This is a genomic window from Arthrobacter sp. 01N444, assembly GCF_056399305.1.
This window is the reverse complement of record NZ_JBFTRB010000019.1, coordinates 1-18383: the sequence shown is the minus strand read 5'-3', so window position 1 is coordinate 18383 and position 18383 is coordinate 1. Positions and strand designations below refer to the sequence as shown.

Sequence of the window (18383 nt, the reverse complement as noted above, 5' to 3'; positions counted from 1 at the left end):
GAGCGATGTCCCTCATCCGCGCGCTCAGCAAGGAACTTCAGGCACGAAGCGACGAATCGTTGCGGGCCCTGTTCTCCGCGCGGCCGGACCTGATTTCTCCCGGCGTCCCGGACTTCGCCGCCCTCGCCGCCCGCGCCAGCGGACGCGTCAGCGTCCAGCGGGCCCTCGAACGGCTCAACCGCCCGCAGATGCAGGTCCTGGAAACCCTGCACCTGTGCACCAACGCCGATACCGGGCACAGTGCGTCGGCGGCGATGCTGAAGAAACTGATCAACGGCTCCTCGGTTGCCGCCGTCGACCGGCTCCTCCATTCCCTGCAGGAACTGGCCCTCGTCCACCGCGCCGATCCGCCGCACGGCGCGACCCCCGCCGCCGCCAAGCAGCGCCACTACCTTCCGGTCGGCAGCCTCAAGGACGTGATTGGCATCTACCCTGCGGGGCTGGGGCGCAGCTACACCGAACTGGTGCGGCTCCAGCCTGCTTTCGCGCAGCGCGTGGTGCAGCTGGTGGGGGAACTTCACCGCGCCGGGGCGTCCATCTCCCCCGCCACGACGCCGATGGAAGCCGCCCTGTCCCTGCAGCACTGGACGGCAACACCGGAATCGCTCCAGCAAATCCTGGCTACCGCACCGGACCGGACCGCCGCCCTTTTGGCCCGGTTCGGGAACTGGGCCATGGGCGCCGTCCCGCAGGCGCAGCGCCGGGCGTCCGTGCTCCACGAAGGCGCCGACGTCGGCCCCGTGGACTGGCTGCTGGCGCGCGGGCTGCTGGTACCGCTGGACGCCGCGCACGTCGAACTGCCGCACAGCGTCGGAGTGTCGTTGCGCGGCGGGTTTGTCATCGAGAACTTTTCGCTCACGCCGCCTGTCCCCCGGCTGGGCAATACGAGCGCGGGGCTGCGCCGAAACGCCGCGCTGGGCGCCATCGCCGAGACGCTGCGGCTCGTCGGCGAAGTGCTCTACACCGTGCGCGAACAGCCGCTGGCGACGCTGCGAAGCGGGGGCGTCGGGGTCCGGGAGATGAAGCGGCTGGCGGATTCCCTGCGGATGGACGTGCACGAGGCCGGCGTCCTCGCGGAGCTCTGCGGAATGGCCGGTCTGCTGCGGCTGGACGTCGACAGTTCTGCGTGGGTGCAGCCGCCGCAGCTGGAGTGGCTGTCGCTGCCGCGGCAGGAGCAGTGGCTGTGGCTGGTCAACGCCTGGCTGGCCAGCGAGCGCGCACCGTCCCTCGTGGGCCAGCCGGTGAATGCTGCCGCCCCGGGCCCGGCCGGGCACCGGGGCCCGGCCGGGACCACCATCAATGCGCTCTCCGCCGAGGCGCAGCGGCCGGACGCCCCGGTGGTCCGGAAAAGGGTCCTGGAAATCCTGCACGAACTCACCCTTGAGGCCGTGGCGCCCGACGGGCAGGCCCCCGTCCTCGATGCCGCCGCCGTGCTGGAGCGTGCCGAGTGGACGCAGCCCCGGATGGCCAGGCGCTTCAGCTCGCTGATCCGCGGCATCCTCGCGGAGGCCGAGATGCTTGGCCTGATCGGCTCCGGGGCGCTGAGCCAGCTGGGCGCCGCGATCGCCGCCGAGCAGCCGGACGACGCCCTGGGGATCCTGGGCGAACACCTGCCGGCGGCCCTGCAGCACGTGTTGCTGCAGGCGGACCTGACGGCGGTGGCGCCGGGCTACCTCGACCCCGAACTGAGCGAACGGCTCCTGACCATGGCCACGGCCGAAGGGCAGGGACCGGCCACCATCTACCGGTTCTCCGTCTCCTCCGTGCGCCGGGCCCTCGACACCGGCCAGGACGCCGCGGCGATGCTGGACTTCCTGCGCCAGCATTCGGCCACCGCCATCCCGCAGCCCCTCCAGTACCTCATCGAAGACACCGCCGCGCGCCATTCCCGGCTCCGGGTGGGGGCCGCGGCCAGTTTTATCCAAAGCGAGGACGAGGCTGCTCTGCTGGAACTGCTCAACGCCCCGGCCGTGGCTGGCCTCGGGCTGGTGCGCATCGCGCCCACCGTGGTCGTCTCCCACGCCGCGCCCCGGGAAACCGCCCAGGCCCTCCGGGGTTTGGGGCTCGCCCCGGTCCTGGAGGAAGCTGCCTCCGCCATCGTCCGGCTGCGCCGCAGCACCCCTGCGCCCGGCAGCGGCCGGCCGGTGTACACCGCCCCGCGGACCGCTCCGCCGGAGGCCGACATCGAGGCCCAGCTGGCCGTGCTGCGCGCCAACGGGTCCCGGGCGCCGGGCTCCGGCGCCCACCCGCCGGCGGCCCCGGGCAGCGAGGAAGCGACCCAGCTGGGCCTCGAGACCCTGCTGAAGGCGATCCGCCTCAGGCAGCGGGTCATCATGAACGTCGTGGACAGCATGGGGAATGCCACCCGCGAGACGGTTGTTCCGGTAGCTGTGAATGGCGGGCGGGTGCGGGTGTTCGATCCGGACAAGGAAATCGAGCGGGTCCTGTCCATCCACCGCATTATCGACGTAGAAGCTACAGAGGAATTGTTCCAGTGAATGACGGGCCCCTGATCGTCCAGAGTGACAAGACCATCCTGCTGGAGGTCGACCACGAACTCGCAACGGAGGCCCGGCACGCCATCGCGGCGTTCGCAGAGCTGGAACGAGCCCCGGAGCATGTGCACAGCTACCGGCTGACGCCGCTGGGGCTCTGGAACGCCCGGGCGGCCGGGCTGGACGCCGAAAAAGTGCTGGACACCCTGCTCACGTACTCCCGTTTCCCCGTGCCCCATTCCCTGCTGATCGACGTCGAAGAGACCATGTCCCGGTACGGCCGGCTCCGGCTGGAGAAGGACCCGCAGCACGGCCTGGTCATGCGCACCTCCGACTACCCGGTGCTCGAGGAAATCAGCCGCGCCAAGAAGATCGCCCCGCTGCTCGGGCCACGGATCGACGGCGAGACGGTGGTGGTGCATTCCTCCCAGCGCGGCCAGCTCAAGCAGCTGCTGCTCAAGCTTGGCTGGCCGGCCGAGGACCTGGCCGGCTACGTGGACGGCACCCCGCACCCCATCATGCTCAACGAATCGGGCTGGAAGCTGCGGCCCTACCAGCAACTGGCCGCGGAGAACTTCTGGGCCGGCGGCAGCGGCGTCGTCGTCCTTCCCTGCGGCGCCGGCAAGACGCTGGTCGGCGCGGCCGCCATGGCCACCAGCTCCACCACCACACTGATCCTGGTGACCAACACCGTCGCCGCGCGGCAGTGGAAGGACGAGCTCCTCAAACGCACGTCGCTGACCGAGAAGGAGATCGGCGAGTACTCCGGCTCCGTTAAGGAAGTCCGGCCGGTCACGATCGCCACCTACCAGGTCCTGACCACGAAGCGCGGCGGGCTGTACCCGCACCTGGAGCTCGTGGACGGCAACGACTGGGGCCTGATCATCTACGACGAGGTCCACCTGCTGCCCGCGCCGATCTTCCGGATGACGGCGGACCTGCAGGCCCGCCGGCGGCTCGGGCTGACCGCCACGTTGGTGCGGGAGGACGGCCGGGAGGGCGAGGTCTTCAGCCTGATCGGGCCGAAACGCTACGACGCGCCGTGGAAGGACATCGAGGCCCAGGGCTACATCGCCCCGGCCGATTGCGTGGAAGTCCGGGTGGACCTGCCCCGCGACGAACGGGTGGCCTATGCCATGGCCGAGGACGCCGACAAATACCGGCTGTGTGCCACCTCCGAGACGAAGTCCCGGGTGGTCGAAGAACTCGTCGCCGAACACGCCGGGGAACAGCTCCTGGTGATCGGGCAGTACATCGACCAGCTCGACGAGATCGGCGAGCGCCTGGGCGCGCCGGTGATCAAGGGCGACACGTCGGTGAAGGAGCGCCAGCGGCTGTTCGACGCGTTCCGGGCCGGCGAGGTGCAGACCCTGGTGGTGTCCAAAGTCGCCAATTTCTCCATCGACCTGCCCGAGGCGTCGGTCGCGATCCAGGTCTCCGGTTCATTCGGGTCCCGCCAGGAGGAGGCCCAGCGCCTGGGCCGGCTGCTGCGCCCGAAGAAGGACGGCCGCTCCGCCCGGTTCTATTCGCTCGTGGCCAGGGACACCCTGGACCAGGATTTCGCCGCGAAGCGGCAGCGGTTCCTCGCCGAGCAGGGGTACGCCTACCGGATCATGGACGCCAAGGACGTCGGCACCGCGGGCTAGGCGGGTGCCGGGGATGCGGCCATGCAACACACAACCTCCATTCAGAAAACTCCCAGAGTCTGGGAGCATCATGGGAACATGAAGAAGAACGGTCCCGAAGCCAAGCTCCTCGTCGTCGATGACGAACCGAACATCCGCGAGCTGCTCTCCACGTCCCTGCGCTTCGCTGGTTTTGAAGTCGTCTCGGCCGGCAGCGGACGCGAGGCGCTGGCTGCTGCTGAGTTGCACTCCCCCGATCTGGCGGTGCTGGACGTCATGCTGCCGGACATGGACGGCTTCACCGTTACCCGCCGCCTGCGCGCCGCCGGCAAGCACTTCCCGGTCCTGTTCCTCACGGCCAAGGACGACACCGAGGACAAAGTCACCGGTTTGACCGTGGGCGGGGACGATTACGTCACCAAACCGTTCAGCCTCGACGAGGTGGTGGCCCGCATCCGCGCCGTACTCCGGCGCACGCAACCCCAGGTCGACGACGACGCCGTGATCCGGGTCGATGACCTCCAGCTCGACGACGACGCCCACGAGGTCCGCCGCGGCGGGACCGTGATCGAGCTCTCGCCCACGGAATTCAAGCTCCTGCGCTACCTCATGCTCAATCCGAACCGGGTCCTGTCCAAGGCCCAGATCCTCGACCATGTATGGGAGTACGACTTCAACGGCGACGCCTCGATCGTGGAGTCCTACATCTCCTACCTGCGCCGCAAAGTGGATATCGATCCCGATGCCCCGGCACTGATCCAGACCAAGCGCGGCGTCGGCTACGTTCTGCGGACTGCCGAGAAGCGCTGACCTTGCTGTACCGCTGGAAATCGGCGTCGCTGCGCTCGCAGCTCGTGGCCATCATGATGGCGCTCATGCTGGTGGCCCTCACGGCTACCGGGGCGGGCACGCTGACGCTGCTGCACAGCTTCCTGCAGGGCCAGGTGGATGACAAGCTCCGGGCCGCCGTCGAATCCGCGCGGCAGCAGCAGTCCTTCAGCCAGTTGCAGGAGACCAACTCCACCGTTCCCACCGACTACTCGCTGATGCTCTTCAGCCCCGGTCTTCCGCCCTACACCTTCGGCGGCGACAAGGAATCCCACCCCGCGCTCAGCAACTTTTCCTCGGTCGAGGCCCGGGAACGCCAGCAGATGCCGTTCCAGGTCCGCGGATCCGAGGGCGGCAGCTGGCGGGTCGTGGCCGTCAGCGTGGTGGACAACAACAACCGTGGCGCCGTCGTCGTGATCGGGCTGCCGCTGGACCCCGTGGATTCGGTGATGGAACACGCTGCCCTGGTGGTGGTGGGTGTGGGCCTGCTGACGCTCGTGCTGGCGTTCTTCATTGCCACCTGGACTGTTTCGCGGTCCTTCCGGCCGCTGGCCCGGGTGGAGAAGACGGCCGCCGCGATCGCCGCGGGAGACTTGTCCCAGCGTGTGGAGGTGGAGAACCCGGGCACGGAGGTGGGCCGGCTTGGGAGCTCGCTCAATGCCATGCTCGCGCACATTGAGACGGCCTTCGCCGCCAGGATGGCGTCCGAGGCGCGGATGCGGCGCTTCGCCGCCGACGCCTCGCACGAACTGAGAACCCCGCTGGTGACCATCCGCGGGTTCTCCGAGCTGTACCGGCACGGGGCGTTGTCCACCCCGGAAGACGTGGCCACGGCGATGGGGCGGATCGAAAGCGAAGCCAAACGCATGGGAGCCATGGTCGAAGACCTGCTGCTGCTGGCCAGGATCGACGAACAGCGGCCGTTGCAGCAGAAGCCCGCGGACCTGCTGCTGCTGGCCAACGACGCCGTGGTGGACACCCAGGCGAGCGACCGCAGCCGCACCATCAACCTCACCGGGATTGACGGCGCGGCCCCGGCCGCCGCCCCGGTGCTGGGCGACGAAGCCAAATTGCGCCAAGTGGTCAGCAACCTGGTCGGCAATGCCCTGCGCTACACGCCGGAGGGCACCCCAGTCGAAATTGGCGTCGGGGTCCGGACCGCACCGGACGGAACACGGCAGTCCGTGATCGAGGTCCGGGACCACGGACCGGGGGTTCCGGACGAGGAGGCGGCCCGTATTTTCGAGCGCTTCTACCGGGCCGACACCTCCCGGACCAGGGAGACCGGCGGCAGCGGACTTGGCCTGGCGATCGTGGCCGCCATCGTCGGCTCGCATTCCGGGTCCGTGCGGGTCGGGAAGACCGACGGCGGCGGTGCCACGCTGGTGGTCAGCATCCCGCTCCTGGACGAAGAGGCCACGGAACGGTCCACAGCGGACTTATCCACATAGGGGCCGACGGCGGTGTCCGGCCGGCGGGCCGCCCGCCTACGCTCGAGGTGTCCGGAAGATCCGGATGAGGCAGCCGCTCCCCGCCAGCTCTCACCGAAAATGTCACCGCAATACCTCACCGCAGACCCGCTGACGTTCACCGTGCTTCGCCGGGCCGCGGCCGCCTCCCGAGCATTCGAGAGGCATTTCCATGAGCATCATCTCCGTCGATACCGAACTCCTCCAGCTGAAGTCCGCCAACGTGCAGGCCACGGTGGAGAGGATCAGCGCGGACGTCCACGCCATGAAACGGGGGCTGGACGAGCTCCAGGGCAGCTGGCGGGGCTCCGCGGCGACTAATTTCCAAACCCTCGTGGCCGAGTGGACGCTGACCCAGGGCAGGGTCGAGGCGTCCCTGGCGTCCATCAACCTCGCGCTGAACTCCGCTGCCGCCACCTATGCGCAGGCGGAACTGGGCAATGCGCAGCGCTTCACGTGAGCCGCACGCGCCCTCAGGCCTCGGGTGTGCCCTGGTGGAAGCGCAGGCGCCATTGGGCGCCTTCAAGGACCCACAGGGAGCTGTGCAGGGCTGATCCCTCACGGGTGTGGCTGCGGTAGGTCAGCAGGATGGTCTTCTCACCCAGCCGGTCCGCGCCCAACAGTTCCAGCTCCACGGCTCCGCCCGGGTTGTCCTCGAGTGACATCATCATGGCGTCGCGGGTCCAGATCCGGCCGGAGCTGCCGATTTCGGTGAAGTCCGGGTGGAGCAGCACGCCCGTGCGGCCCAGGTCTGCCCGGGTTTCGGGGCGGAGCAGTTCGCGTTCGAGGGACTCGACGACGGCTTCGGCGCTGGCCTCCGCCCGGTCTACGGCAGGTTCTTCTTCAAGTTCGCTGAAGAGGTCCGGTTCGTCGTAGGTCCCCGGCGCGCCAAAGAGTTCCTGCTGGCCGGCTGCGGGCGGGGCGGCGGGCTGCATCTTGTCCTGCTGTGTCATGCCCTGCTGTGTTTTGCCCGCTGGCGGTTCGCCCGCTGGCGGTTCGCCCGCTGGCGGTTCGCCCTCCGGGGTGCCGAACCCGGGACCCTGCCGGACGGCCACGCCCTGCTGGTACGCCGTGGCCGCAGCCCGGGCGCGGACGTCCGCCGCCTCGTTGAGCTCGTGCCCCGCGTGGCCCCGCACCCACTCGAAGGTGTACTTGCGGCCCACGAGCGCCTGGTCGATGTCCTTGAGGAGGTCCACGTTCAGCACCGGCTTGCCGTCGGCTTTGCGCCAGCCCTTGCGTTTCCAGCCGGGCATCCACTTGGTCACGGCGTTGATGACGTACTGGCTGTCGCAGAGGATCAGCAGGTCTTCCCCGGGCATGTGCGCCGTTGCCCGGAACAGGTCCAGCACCGCCATCAGTTCGCCCTGGTTGTTCGTGCCGTGGGGCCACCCCCCGGCCCGCCAGCAGTCGTCATTCACGTACCAGGCCCAGCCGGCCGGGCCAGGATTTCCTAAGGCCGAACCGTCGGCCGCTGCTGTAATCGTCACTGACCTATCCTGCCAGAACCCGCCGACGCCCACCGACGCCCCCTTGGACAGGGGCCGCGCTTAACCGGCGACGGCGGCCCCACCCGAAGGTGGGACCGCCGTCGTCGAACAGCCGGTGATGGCTGGCGCCGGTGGTTAGAAACCGCCCATGCCGCCCATGCCGCCCATGTCGTCGCCGCCGCCCATCGGGGCGCCACCCTTCTCGGGCTTGTCGGCTACAACGGCCTCGGTGGTGAGGAACAGGCCGGCGATGGAAGCCGCGTTCTGCAGGGCAGAGCGGGTTACCTTGACCGGGTCGTTGATGCCGGCGGCCAGCAGGTCGACGTACTCGCCGGTGGCGGCGTTGAGGCCGTGGCCTGCGGGCAGGCCGCGGACCTTGTCCACGACGACGCCGGGCTCGAGGCCGGCGTTGAAGGCGATCTGCTTCAGCGGGGCGTCGATGGCAACGCGGACGATGTTCGCGCCCGTTGCTTCGTCACCGGAGAGCTGCAGGTTCGCGAATGCCTTGGCACCGGCCTGGATCAGGGCAACGCCACCGCCGGCGACGATGCCCTCTTCGACAGCAGCCTTGGCGTTGCGGACGGCGTCCTCAATGCGGTGCTTGCGTTCCTTGAGCTCGACCTCGGTTGCGGCGCCGGCCTTGATGACTGCAACGCCGCCGGCCAGCTTGGCCAGGCGCTCCTGCAGCTTCTCGCGGTCGTAGTCGGAATCGGAGTTCTCGATCTCGGCGCGGATCTGGGACACGCGGCCGGCGATCTGGTCGGCGTCGCCTGCACCCTCGACGATCGTGGTCTCGTCCTTGGTGACAACAACCTTGCGGGCCTTGCCAAGGAGTTCGAGTCCGGCGGTCTCAAGCTTGAGGCCGACTTCCTCGGAGATGACCTGGCCACCGGTGAGGATGGCGATGTCGGCCAGCTGCGCCTTGCGGCGGTCGCCGAAGCCCGGAGCCTTGACGGCGACGGACTTGAAGGTGCCGCGGATCTTGTTGACGATCAGGGTGGCCAAGGCCTCGCCCTCGATGTCTTCGGCAATGATCAGCAGCGGCTTGTTGGACTGCATGACCTTTTCCAGGACAGCAACCAGTTCCTTGACGTTGGAGATCTTGGAGTTGACGATCAGGATGTACGGATCCTCAAGGACCGTTTCCTGGCGCTCAGCGTCGGTGACGAAGTAGGCGGAGATGTAGCCCTTGTCGAAGCGCATGCCTTCGGTCAGCTCCAGCTCGAGGCCGAACGTGTTCGACTCCTCGACGGTGATGACGCCTTCCTTGCCGACCTTGTCGAGGGCTTCGGCGATCAGGGCGCCGATCTCGTTGTCGCCGGCGGAGATGGACGCGGTGGCGGCGATCTCTTCCTTGGTCTCGATTTCCTTGGCGGAGGCCAGGAGCTCGACGGTGACCGCGTCAACAGCCTTCTCGATGCCGCGCTTGAGGGACAGCGGGTCAGCGCCGGCCGCGACGTTGCGCAGGCCTTCCTTGACCAGGGCTTGTGCCAGCACGGTTGCCGTGGTGGTGCCGTCGCCTGCGACGTCATCCGTCTTCTTGGCAACTTCCTTGACCAGCTCGGCGCCGATCTTTTCGTAGGGATCGTCCAGCTCGATCTCCTTGGCGATGGAAACACCATCGTTGGTGATCGTGGGGGCGCCCCACTTCTTTTCGAGGACGACGTTGCGTCCCCGCGGGCCGAGGGTGACCTTGACGGCGTCGGCGAGGATGTTCAGGCCCCGCTCAAGACCGCGGCGTGCCTCTTCATCAAATGCAATGATCTTGGCCATAACGGCAGTAGTCCTTTCGGGACAGTCGTTAAGAATGAACCTTCGCTGTGGTGCCCGCGACGGACGATCCCAACCCCGCGGCCTCTGTATGCCGCCGGGTCCGGGATCTCACCCCAGCAAGGTGTTTCTTTAGCTCCTGGACCGGCTGCCCCACTTCGCGGCCGGGCGGACCGGGCGTCGTGTTAGCAGTCAGTGCCTTGGAGTGCTAAATCAATAATTAGCACTCCCCCGGGGAGAGTGCAAGCAGTGGCCGGCCGGAACCGGCCGCCACGCGGGCACAATACGCTACGAGCGATCAGCCGCCGCTGCTGCTCGCGGCTTCTGTGCCGTCCACCGTGGGCAGGTTGTCCTCGCCGTAGGTCGAAACCATGTAGTTCGCTTCGGTGATGTCGCCGTGGGCATCAAAGTTGATCCGTCCGGACTGGCCGTCGTAGTCCGGCCGCTGGCCTGCCCGGAGGACGCCGACGCAGTCCTTGTAGCTCGTGCATGACTCGCTGGGCGGCTGGCTGCCGCCGGCCCCGGTTCCGCCTGCTGCCGGGGTTCCGCCGGAGACCGCGACGAGGGACGCCGCGATGGAGGTGCCGGCGTCGTCCTCTGCGGCGGCGGCGGCGACGGCGGCCAGGACGACGGCGTCGTACGTCTCGGCGGCGAACACCATGTCCTTCAGCCCGGGATCAACGGCCACGAGGTCCGCCTGGAAGGCGGCGGAGGGAAACACCCCGGGCAGGATCCCGCGTGCACCCTCGAGCGCCCGGGCGCCCAGGCCAGAGCCGTACTTGCTGACTGCTCCGTCACTGAGGACCACCTTCTTGCCGGCGAGGCCGGCGTTGTTCAGCTCGGCGATGGCGCCCTGTGCGCCGTCGCGCGAGACCAGGATGACGGCGTCGGGGTTGGCGGCCTTAGCGGCGGCGACAGCCTGCTGCGCCTGGCCGGGGGTGAACTCCTCGTTCGCCACGACTTCCAGTCCGGACTGTTTCGCCGCACCGCCGACGGCGGCGGCGACGTCTTTGCCGTAGTCGCCTTCCTCATGCAGCACCGCCAGGGTCCTGGCGCCGCCGTCTTTGACCAGTTTGGCGAGGACGGATGCCTGGGCGATGTCGGCGGCCGAGGTGCGGAAATAGTAGCCGCCGCTCTTGTAGTTGCTGAGCGCGGCGGCGGTGTTGGCCGGGGAGATCACGGCTACCTTGGCGTTGGCCAGCACGTCGATGGCGGCCGGGGCACGGCTGGAATCGGTCGGGCCGATCACGACGTCGGCCTTGGCGGCAACCAGCGCTTTCGCCTGGGCGGCGGTGTCCGTGCTGATGGTTTCCGGCAGCAGCTCCACCGGTTTGCCTTTGTGCCCGCCGGCAGCGTTGATCTCCTTGACGGCAAGTTTGGCCGCCGCGAGCTCGGAGGCGTTGAGGAAGTTCTGCTTGCCCGTGTTGTCCAGGATCAGGCCGATGCGCAGGGTGCCGTCACCGCTGGCGTCGGCGCTGGCCACGCGGGCACTGCCCGCGGGGCCCAGGCAGCCCGTCAGGGCCAGGGCCGCTACGGTGCCCGCCGCCAGGGCGCGGCCCAGCGGCAAATGTCCTCCACGGCGCCCGGCCGCGTTCCTTGAGGCGTTCGTGACGGCAGCCAGTACCACTAGGCGGGCCGAACGCTTTCGGCCTGCGGGCCCTTTTCGCCCTCGCCGACTTCCAGTTCCACCCGCTGGCCCTCGTCCAGGGCGCGGTAGCCTTCCCCGACGATCGCGGACCAGTGCACGAAGACGTCGTTCTCGGAACCGTCCACGGCGATGAAGCCGTAGCCCTTTTCGGCGTTGAACCATTTGACGGTTCCCAGTGCCATGGTGTCCACACTTTCAGCTAGCTTGCGTGCGGCCCACCTCGATGTGCGCCGCGGACTGCGAAAAGAAATCCGCAGATACTGTACCCACAGCGTCCCCCAGGAACGCCGGCGGCGGGCAGGGCCGCCGCCTAATAGTTATTGAGGCGTAACCGGATTGGCTACTGGTAGCCGGGGCCGAGAACGACGACAAGGGGCATGTTGAACTCGGCAGAGTCCACGAGGGTGTCGACGCCGAGGAGGGCTCCGAGTGCCTCCGCATTGCCCTTCTGCTCGACGCCGCTGTAGAAGATCACCGACGTCTGTTGCGGGACACCGCCCCAGTTGCCTGTCTCGCCCAGGACCCAGCCGTCGGAGGTGACGGTGCCGCCGACGCGGGTGGCGAGGCCGGCGGTGGTGGTCGCGTTGTAGATCGTCACCGGCTGCGTCTTGTCGACGGCGGCGGCTGTGGCGCTCGGCGTAGCTGACGGCGAAGCCGCCGGCGCGGCGGCGGCGTCCGTGCCGGCCGGCTCCGGGCTCGTCGGCGTGGGACTGGGGCTCATGGTGCTTGTGGCGGACGGGCTGCTGCTGGCAGATGCGGACGCGCTGCCACCGGCCGTCACGGCCGCCGCCTGGCCTGCGGAGAAGCCGAGCTTCGGCAGGATCAGGAAGGCCACCAGGCCGATGGCCAGGGCTACGCAGCCAGCCGCCAGGATCGGCGCCAGGCTCCGCCGCCGCGATGCCGCGACGGCCCGGTGGACTCCCTGCCGGGTAGAGGTCTCCGGGACCCGATCAAATTCATCCCGAGCGTATTTGGTCATGGTAAAACGACGTCCTTGCTGATTTCATACGGGGTGCCCGAGGCCGGAACGGACGCAACAGGACGTGCGCATCCGGCTGCTCGTGACGCGACTTTACGAATCTGTTCCCAGACGACGGGCAGTGCGGGCACGTTGGCGTGATGTACGTAGTCTACGCAATCTCTTGACCAGCATGGGATCGTGGGCCAGCGCATCCTCGGTATCGATGAGGGCATTGAGGATCTGGTAGTAGTGCGTGGCGGACAGATCGAACAGCTCGCGGATGGCCTGTTCCTTGGCCCCGGCGTACTTCCACCATTGCCGCTCCAAGGACAGCATCTGCTGGTCGCGGGCGCTCAGCGCAGACTCCGCGGACACCCCGTCCGGGCCCGCGCCGGCGGTTGGGAAGACGGCAGAATCCCCCGCGAGCACGTGCTCTTGCGCTGTTTCGGCCACGACACACTCCTGGTTGATTCCAAAAAACCTGGCTGGATCCGGTAAAAAGTCAGTCCCCATGCTACGGCCGAATGACAGGGTTGTCATTCGGGCGGGCGCAGAAACGGGCCGCAGCTGGGGAAGAATGGGTGCTGTGTTTGATGCCGAGTTTGACCCCGCCAGTGAACCCGACGCGCTGTTCGAGCTGGAGCCCGCAGCCGCGGACACCCTTAGCTTCGCGGACCTGGCCCGCCGGCCGCTGGACGCGCTGGTTGCTCCGGACTGGGCGGGACCGCTGGCGCCGGTGGAGGCGCAGTTGCGCGAAGCCCTCGCCTTTGTCGCGGGCGAAGTGGCCGCCGGGCACGGCGTACTGCCATCGCCGGCAAACCTGCTGAGGGCTTTCCGGCAGCCCCTGGCCGGCGTCCGGGTGCTGGTGGTGGGCCAGGACCCGTATCCGACGCCGGGGCACGCCGTGGGGTTGTCCTTCGCCGTGGACGGCGCCACCCGGCCGATCCCCCGCAGCCTGGCAAACATCTACAAGGAACTTCAGGCCGATCTCGGCTTCCCCCCGCGCGTCCACGGGGACCTCAGCCACTGGGCGGACCAAGGCGTACTGCTGCTCAACAGGGTGCTCAGCGTCCGTGCCGGCGCGGCGGGCTCGCACCGGAACAAGGGCTGGGAGGCCGTGACGGCGGCGGCCATCCGGGCAGTCGCCGGCCGCTCGTCCGTATCCGGTGCGGGCCATGCCCCCCTGGTGGCGATCCTGTGGGGGAAGGATGCCGAGTCCGTGCGGCCGCTGCTGGGGTCCGCAGCCGTGATCGCCAGCGCCCACCCCAGCCCGCTATCGGCCTCGCGCGGCTTCTTCGGGTCCCGGCCGTTCAGCCGGGCCAACGCCCTGCTGCTGCAACAAGGCAACGGGACGGTCGACTGGGAGCTTCCGCCGTTGCCGTAACAGGCCCCCGCGCAAAGCTCCCGCCGGGGGTTCTTGGTTAGGCTTAGCTGCATGACATCCGTCCCCGCAGCCACCACCGCCACCCGGAACTCGCGCCCCCAGACCGATCTGACGGTCCTGCGCAGGGAGCAGCTCTCCCCGCACATGGTCCGGATCATCGCCGGGGGCCCCGGCTTCGCCGGGTTCGTCAACAACGACTATGTGGACCGGTACGTCAAGATCGTCTTTCCGCAACCCGGCGTCGAATACCCGGATTCGCTGGATTTGTGGGCCATCCGGGAAACCATGCCGCGCAGTCAGTGGCCGCACACCCGGACCTACACGGTCCGCTGGGTGGACCCGGAGGCGCAGGAACTGGCCATTGACTTTGTAATCCACGGCGACGAGGGGCTCGCCGGCCCCTGGGCGGCCTCGGCCCAGCCCGGCGATCGCCTGACTTTCACCGGCCCCGGCGGCGGGTACAACCCGGACCCGGCCGCGGACTGGTACCTGTTTGCCGGCGATGAATCAGCGTTGCCGGCCATCGGCGCGGCGATCGAATCCCTGCCGGAAGATGCCCGCGGCCTCGCCCTGCTCGAAGTGGACAGCGACGCCGACGTCCAGGCCATCGCCGGGCCGGCCGGCGTCGAATTGCGCTGGCTGCTGCGCGGCGGCGCACCCGCCGGTGAGAGCGAACTGCTGGTCACCGCGGTGCGCGACGCCGAGTGGCCCGAGGGCCGGGTGCAGGTCTTTGCCCACGGCGAGCGGGGCTACATGAAGGGCCTCCGGGACGTGTTCTACGTGCAGCGCGGGCTGGAGCGGGCCCAGGTGTCCCTCTCGGGCTACTGGGCCAAGGGCCGGATGGAGGACGACTTCCAGGCGGAGAAGAAGCTGCCGATAGGCAAGATCTAGCGGGGCAAGATCTAACGAGGCAAGATCTAGCGGCGCGAGATTAGGCGGGGCAAGATTTGACGCTGCGGAGTTTCCCCACCTTTGCCACCACGACGCCGGGACACGCCGGCGCGGCGGGCTGACACACCGTCGCGTCCCGGCAAAAGTGGGAAATCCGGCGCCTTAGGGGAGCCGGACGGGCATTCCTCGCAAGATCTAGCGGCGGCGGGCCCTGCGCCGTTCGTTGCTCGCCAGGCTCCGCGTCAGGGGCCGCGCCAAGGTGTCGCCGAGCACGATGCCGGCAGCGACACCGAGCACGATGGCCCCGGCGTTGAGCATGCCGCCAGCGCCCATGAGAATCTCCGATTCCTCGATGGTCAATACATACATCGACCGGAATATAGTGAGTCCGGGGAGCAGAATCAGCGCGGCGGGAACGGCCACCACCAGCTGTGGGGCGCCCATCCGGAGGGCCACGACGCGGGCCAGCAGGCCGATCACCACGGCAGCGAGGGCCGGGGCGAAGCGGGATCCGATGCCCAGGGCGTCGCCGCCGATGAGGACCAGGTAGCCCACCACCCCCACGGCCGCCGTCGGCAGCAGCAGCTTCCAGCTGGTCTGTTCCGTGATGCCGATCATCAGCACCGCGATGGCGATCAGGATGACCACGGCCCACCACGGATACGCCGGAGGGAATGTTTCGGTGACATCGATCGCCTCCATGCCGGTCATATCCCCGACTACGAAGCCGACGGCAATGCCGGCAACGAGCGCGCCGAAGGTCAGCATGGTGGAGAGGAAACGGCCGGCCGCCGTGACGGGGAAGCCGTTGATCGCGTCCTGCACCGAGGAGACGAGCCGTCCGGTCGGCAGTAGCAGCAGGATTCCGCCGACCACCACGATGGCCGGCGGTATCTGGATTCCTACCATGCCGCCGAAACGCCATAACAGCAGGGCGATGAAGGTGACCAGGAAGGAACACGAGGCGGTGACGAAGAAGTCAGGTGTGCGCCACCGCCCTAGCTGCCTGGCCAGCAGGCTCACCAGCAGGTTGGAGACGAAAGCGACCGCAGAGGCTCCGAGGTCGCCGCCGAGAACACCGACGAAGACGGCCGAGAACACGCCGAATGCCACGGTGACCATCCAGCGCGGGAATGGCTTGGAACTGTGGGTGATGTCCTCAAGCCGTCGCACAGCCTCCTCACGTCCCACGCCGCCGGAGACGATGTCCGTGACGAGCTGGTGCACCTTGGCCAAGCCCGCGTAGTTGTTGGTCCAGGACCGCACGACACGAAGCAACGTGATGGGCGTCTGGTCCTTGGGGGCATAGTTGATGGCCACCGACTGGTTGGTGATGTCCACTTCGATGTTCTTCAGTCCCAGGGCGGCCGTGATGGCGATGATGCTGGTCTCAACTTCCAGGGCTCCGGCGCCGTAACGGAACATCGATTCCGCCAGATGCAAGGCAAAGTCGATCGTCTTGCGGGCCGAGGCGTCGACGCCGCCGACCTGGATCATCGGGTTCGCATAGGGGCTACCGGCGAGCCGGTCAACGATGCTCATGGGCGCCGTCGGCGGGTTCTCGCCCTGTACCAACCTGCGCAACATGCGCTTCGCGGCGGCGTTCTGGCGCACCTCCACCGGCGACATCGGCTGCGTTCGGGGCAGGCCGTCCGTGGGCGGCCTGCGGTGGCCGCTGTATCCGTTATTCATTCCGGCCTCCTCACTGTCCTCGTCGGCTGTTTAGTAAAACTGCTGGCCCGTGCGCCGGGTGTAGACCTGTCGTGCGACGCGCTCCCCCGCCGTCATCCAGGCCTTGTACTTCAGCGGGCTCAGGACCTGGTCATAGCAGCCGACGAAGTCGGTCACGGTCTTGCTGAAGCTCGTCTTGAACAGGCCCAGGCCATGGAACGGGTTCGAGGTGTCCTTGAGCTTGTCGCTCGGCGGCGTGCCGCAGAAGTCGTATTCGGTGCAGCCAAGGTCCTTGACCTGGTTGATTGCGGTCCACTGCACCAGGTGCGAGTCGCCGTACTGGCCACGCTTCTGCAGGGAGCCGCCGTCCTTGTACGTTCCCTTGCGGCCGTAGTTGATCACGAACGCGCCCACCGAGGGCACCCCGTTTTCGTACACGAAGAGCAGCCTGCCCTGGTCCCGCTTCAGAAAGTTGGTCCAGAACTGGCGGTAGTACTCGTACTCGCGCACCCGGACCTGGGACTTGGCTTCCACCGTGGTGGTCATCAGGGCATACATGGCCCGGAAGTTCTCTTCCGTGGGCTCGACGTTGTGGACTTCCACGCCCTCGCGGATGGCGCGGCGCACGGCGTTGCGGCCCCGGGAGTGCAGGTTGCGCAGCAGCTGGTTTTCCTCGGGCTCAATATCGAGCAGCGCCGTTGAGTCGTTCGGCTGCAGGTTGTGGGTCTTGACCAGTCCGGCCCCCTCAAGGATCCGCGCGGCGTCGTCGGACAAGACAACATCCGGTTCGATCTTGATCGCGAAGACGCCCAGCTTGGCCCTTTTGACGAAGTCCGCGTTCGCCGCGACGATCCCGGGGATGTCCTCGACGGACGCCACGTCGGGTCCCTTGATCAGGTACCAGAGCTTGCCGAGGACCGGAAAGGACTTCTCCAGGACCAGGTTGTAGCTCGTGTAATCGGCCGACTCGTACACCAGGTGCAAGGGCTTCCAGCCAAAGTGCTGTTTGACCTCGGCGAAGGCTTCCGATTGCAGGAGATTGCCGCCGTTGGGGTTCGCGGTGACGTGGGCATCCCAGTTGGCAATCTCTTCGGCAGAGGCAAAACGGGCAGTGAATTCTCGCAAGGGTGCGGTATCCAATCATTGCGGTACGAGCTTCGGCGGCATGCGGACATGCAGCCCCAAGTCTATCGGTCCGCACCCTGCCGCCGGTCCGGGTCAGGCGGTTACGCTGGTCTCATGCAGGCTCAGCAACAACCGCTGGAAGGCCGTCCGGGGGCGCCCGGCGGCCACTCTAAGGGCGTCGGAAGCGGCGCGGGCGGCGGCTTCTCCCAGGTGGTCGCGCTGCTGCTGTTCCTCTGCGCGTCGGCGCTCGTTGCGGCCTTGGGCGGCCTGGCCACGGCCAACCACGTCAACGGCTGGTACGCGACCGCGGACAAGGCCCCGTGGTCCCCGCCGAACTGGGTTTTCGGGCCTGTCTGGACGGTCCTGTACGCCGCTATGGCCGTCGCGGCGTGGCTGGTCTGGCGCAGCCGCGCCCCGGGGTCCAAAGCGGCCCTGACAGCCTACGGCGTGCAGTTGGGGCTGAACCTGCTCTGGACGCCGGTCTTCTTCGCCTTGTACCCGGCGCTCGGGACGCCTGCGCTGTGGATCGCGTTCGGGATCATCGTGGCTTTGGCCGTGGCCGTGGCCGTGACGGTGGTGCTCTTCGGACCGATCAGCCGGGCGGCAGGACTGCTGATGCTGCCCTACCTGTCGTGGATCGTGTACGCATCCTCGCTGAACCTGTGGGCGGCACTGCACAACTAGCGCCTGCACAGCTGCAGGCCGCACAGCTGTAGGCCGCATGGCCGGAGCAGCCGGTTAGCGCCACCTCAGCCCGGGCCGGCGGCGGTCAGCTTCCTAGCACTCCACGACGTTGACGGCGAGGCCGCCCATCGCGGTTTCCTTGTATTTGGAGCTCATGTCCTTGCCGGTTTCGCGCATGGTCACGATGACCTCGTCCAGGGAGACCCGGTGCGTGCCGTCGCCCCAGAGCGCCATCTTGGCGGCGTTGATGGCCTTGGCGGCGGCGATCGCGTTGCGTTCGATGCACGGGACCTGGACCAGCCCGCCGATCGGATCGCAGGTCAGGCCCAGGTTATGTTCCATCGC

17 protein-coding genes are annotated in these 18383 nt (G+C 68.0%); 8 read left to right on the top strand and 9 right to left on the bottom strand.

Annotated elements, in window-relative coordinates:
* Positions 1–5 precede the first annotated feature (5 nt).
* The 5 genes from AC1DKN_RS17650 to AC1DKN_RS17630 all read left to right on the top strand — a co-directional run bounded on the left by AC1DKN_RS17650 (position 6) and on the right by AC1DKN_RS17630 (position 6877).
* On the top strand, positions 6–2498 hold the full coding sequence (locus AC1DKN_RS17650) for a helicase-associated domain-containing protein (RefSeq protein ID WP_476872045.1): 2493 nt from the start codon (positions 6–8) through the stop codon (positions 2496–2498).
* Positions 2495–4141 (top strand): DNA repair helicase XPB, encoded by a 1647-nt coding sequence (locus AC1DKN_RS17645; RefSeq protein WP_476872044.1) that lies wholly within the window; start codon positions 2495–2497, stop codon positions 4139–4141. The genes AC1DKN_RS17650 and AC1DKN_RS17645 overlap by 4 nt, the downstream gene beginning before the upstream one ends.
* A gap of 78 nt (positions 4142–4219) precedes the next feature.
* Positions 4220–4930: a response regulator transcription factor gene (locus AC1DKN_RS17640; RefSeq protein ID WP_018775770.1), complete on the top strand. Its 711-nt coding sequence runs from the start codon at positions 4220–4222 to the stop codon at positions 4928–4930.
* A 2-nt stretch (positions 4931–4932) separates the two neighbouring features.
* Complete coding sequence (locus AC1DKN_RS17635) at positions 4933–6399, top strand: sensor histidine kinase (RefSeq protein ID WP_476872043.1); 1467 nt, start codon at positions 4933–4935, stop codon at positions 6397–6399.
* 190 nt (positions 6400–6589) lie between these two features.
* Entirely contained in the window at positions 6590–6877 is a 288-nt protein-coding gene (locus tag AC1DKN_RS17630; RefSeq protein ID WP_026538909.1) for a WXG100 family type VII secretion target, read from the top strand.
* Positions 6878–6890: 13 nt separating this feature from the next.
* Here AC1DKN_RS17630 and AC1DKN_RS17625 read toward each other — a convergent pair whose 3' ends face one another.
* From AC1DKN_RS17625 to AC1DKN_RS17600, 6 genes are all read right to left on the bottom strand, one after another.
* Entirely contained in the window at positions 6891–7904 is a 1014-nt protein-coding gene (locus tag AC1DKN_RS17625) for an RNase H family protein (protein WP_476872042.1), read from the bottom strand.
* A 135-nt stretch (positions 7905–8039) separates the two neighbouring features.
* Positions 8040–9677, bottom strand: coding sequence for a chaperonin GroEL (groL, locus tag AC1DKN_RS17620; protein ID WP_079555368.1), 1638 nt, complete (start codon positions 9675–9677; stop codon positions 8040–8042).
* A 295-nt stretch (positions 9678–9972) separates the two neighbouring features.
* The gene (locus tag AC1DKN_RS17615) at positions 9973–11241 is read right to left on the bottom strand and encodes an ABC transporter substrate-binding protein (protein WP_476872041.1); all 1269 of its coding nucleotides are present in this window, start codon (positions 11239–11241) and stop codon (positions 9973–9975) included.
* A 59-nt stretch (positions 11242–11300) separates the two neighbouring features.
* On the bottom strand, positions 11301–11504 hold the full coding sequence (locus AC1DKN_RS17610) for a cold-shock protein (protein ID WP_230008017.1): 204 nt from the start codon (positions 11502–11504) through the stop codon (positions 11301–11303).
* 158 nt (positions 11505–11662) lie between these two features.
* On the bottom strand, positions 11663–12301 hold the full coding sequence (locus tag AC1DKN_RS17605; protein ID WP_476872040.1) for a LytR C-terminal domain-containing protein: 639 nt from the start codon (positions 12299–12301) through the stop codon (positions 11663–11665).
* A gap of 93 nt (positions 12302–12394) precedes the next feature.
* Complete coding sequence (locus AC1DKN_RS17600; RefSeq protein ID WP_476872039.1) at positions 12395–12736, bottom strand: DUF3263 domain-containing protein; 342 nt, start codon at positions 12734–12736, stop codon at positions 12395–12397.
* 124 nt (positions 12737–12860) lie between these two features.
* Here AC1DKN_RS17600 and AC1DKN_RS17595 point away from each other — a divergent pair, with 124 nt between their 5' ends.
* Together AC1DKN_RS17595 and AC1DKN_RS17590 are read left to right on the top strand one after the other, a co-directional pair.
* A complete protein-coding gene (locus AC1DKN_RS17595; protein ID WP_476872038.1) occupies positions 12861–13667 on the top strand; it encodes a uracil-DNA glycosylase in 807 nt (268 codons plus the stop codon).
* Positions 13668–13718: 51 nt separating this feature from the next.
* On the top strand, positions 13719–14558 hold the full coding sequence (locus AC1DKN_RS17590) for a siderophore-interacting protein (protein WP_476872037.1): 840 nt from the start codon (positions 13719–13721) through the stop codon (positions 14556–14558).
* Positions 14559–14753: 195 nt separating this feature from the next.
* On the opposite strand, the gene AC1DKN_RS17585 is transcribed toward AC1DKN_RS17590, so the two are convergent.
* Together AC1DKN_RS17585 and AC1DKN_RS17580 are read right to left on the bottom strand one after the other, a co-directional pair.
* A complete protein-coding gene (locus tag AC1DKN_RS17585; RefSeq protein ID WP_476872036.1) occupies positions 14754–16250 on the bottom strand; it encodes a threonine/serine exporter family protein in 1497 nt (498 codons plus the stop codon).
* Between the two features lie 30 nt (positions 16251–16280).
* Positions 16281–17354, bottom strand: a complete 1074-nt coding sequence (locus tag AC1DKN_RS17580; RefSeq protein WP_476872035.1) for a lipid II:glycine glycyltransferase FemX — start codon at positions 17352–17354, stop codon at positions 16281–16283.
* A gap of 114 nt (positions 17355–17468) precedes the next feature.
* On the opposite strand from AC1DKN_RS17580, the gene AC1DKN_RS17575 reads away from it, so the two are divergent.
* A complete protein-coding gene (locus AC1DKN_RS17575) occupies positions 17469–18038 on the top strand; it encodes a TspO/MBR family protein (RefSeq protein WP_476872034.1) in 570 nt (189 codons plus the stop codon).
* Between the two features lie 93 nt (positions 18039–18131).
* On the opposite strand, the gene AC1DKN_RS17570 is transcribed toward AC1DKN_RS17575, so the two are convergent.
* Positions 18132–18383, bottom strand: a 252-nt coding sequence (locus AC1DKN_RS17570) for an L-serine ammonia-lyase, iron-sulfur-dependent, subunit alpha (RefSeq protein WP_476851260.1), incomplete at its 5' end; no start/stop codon positions are given.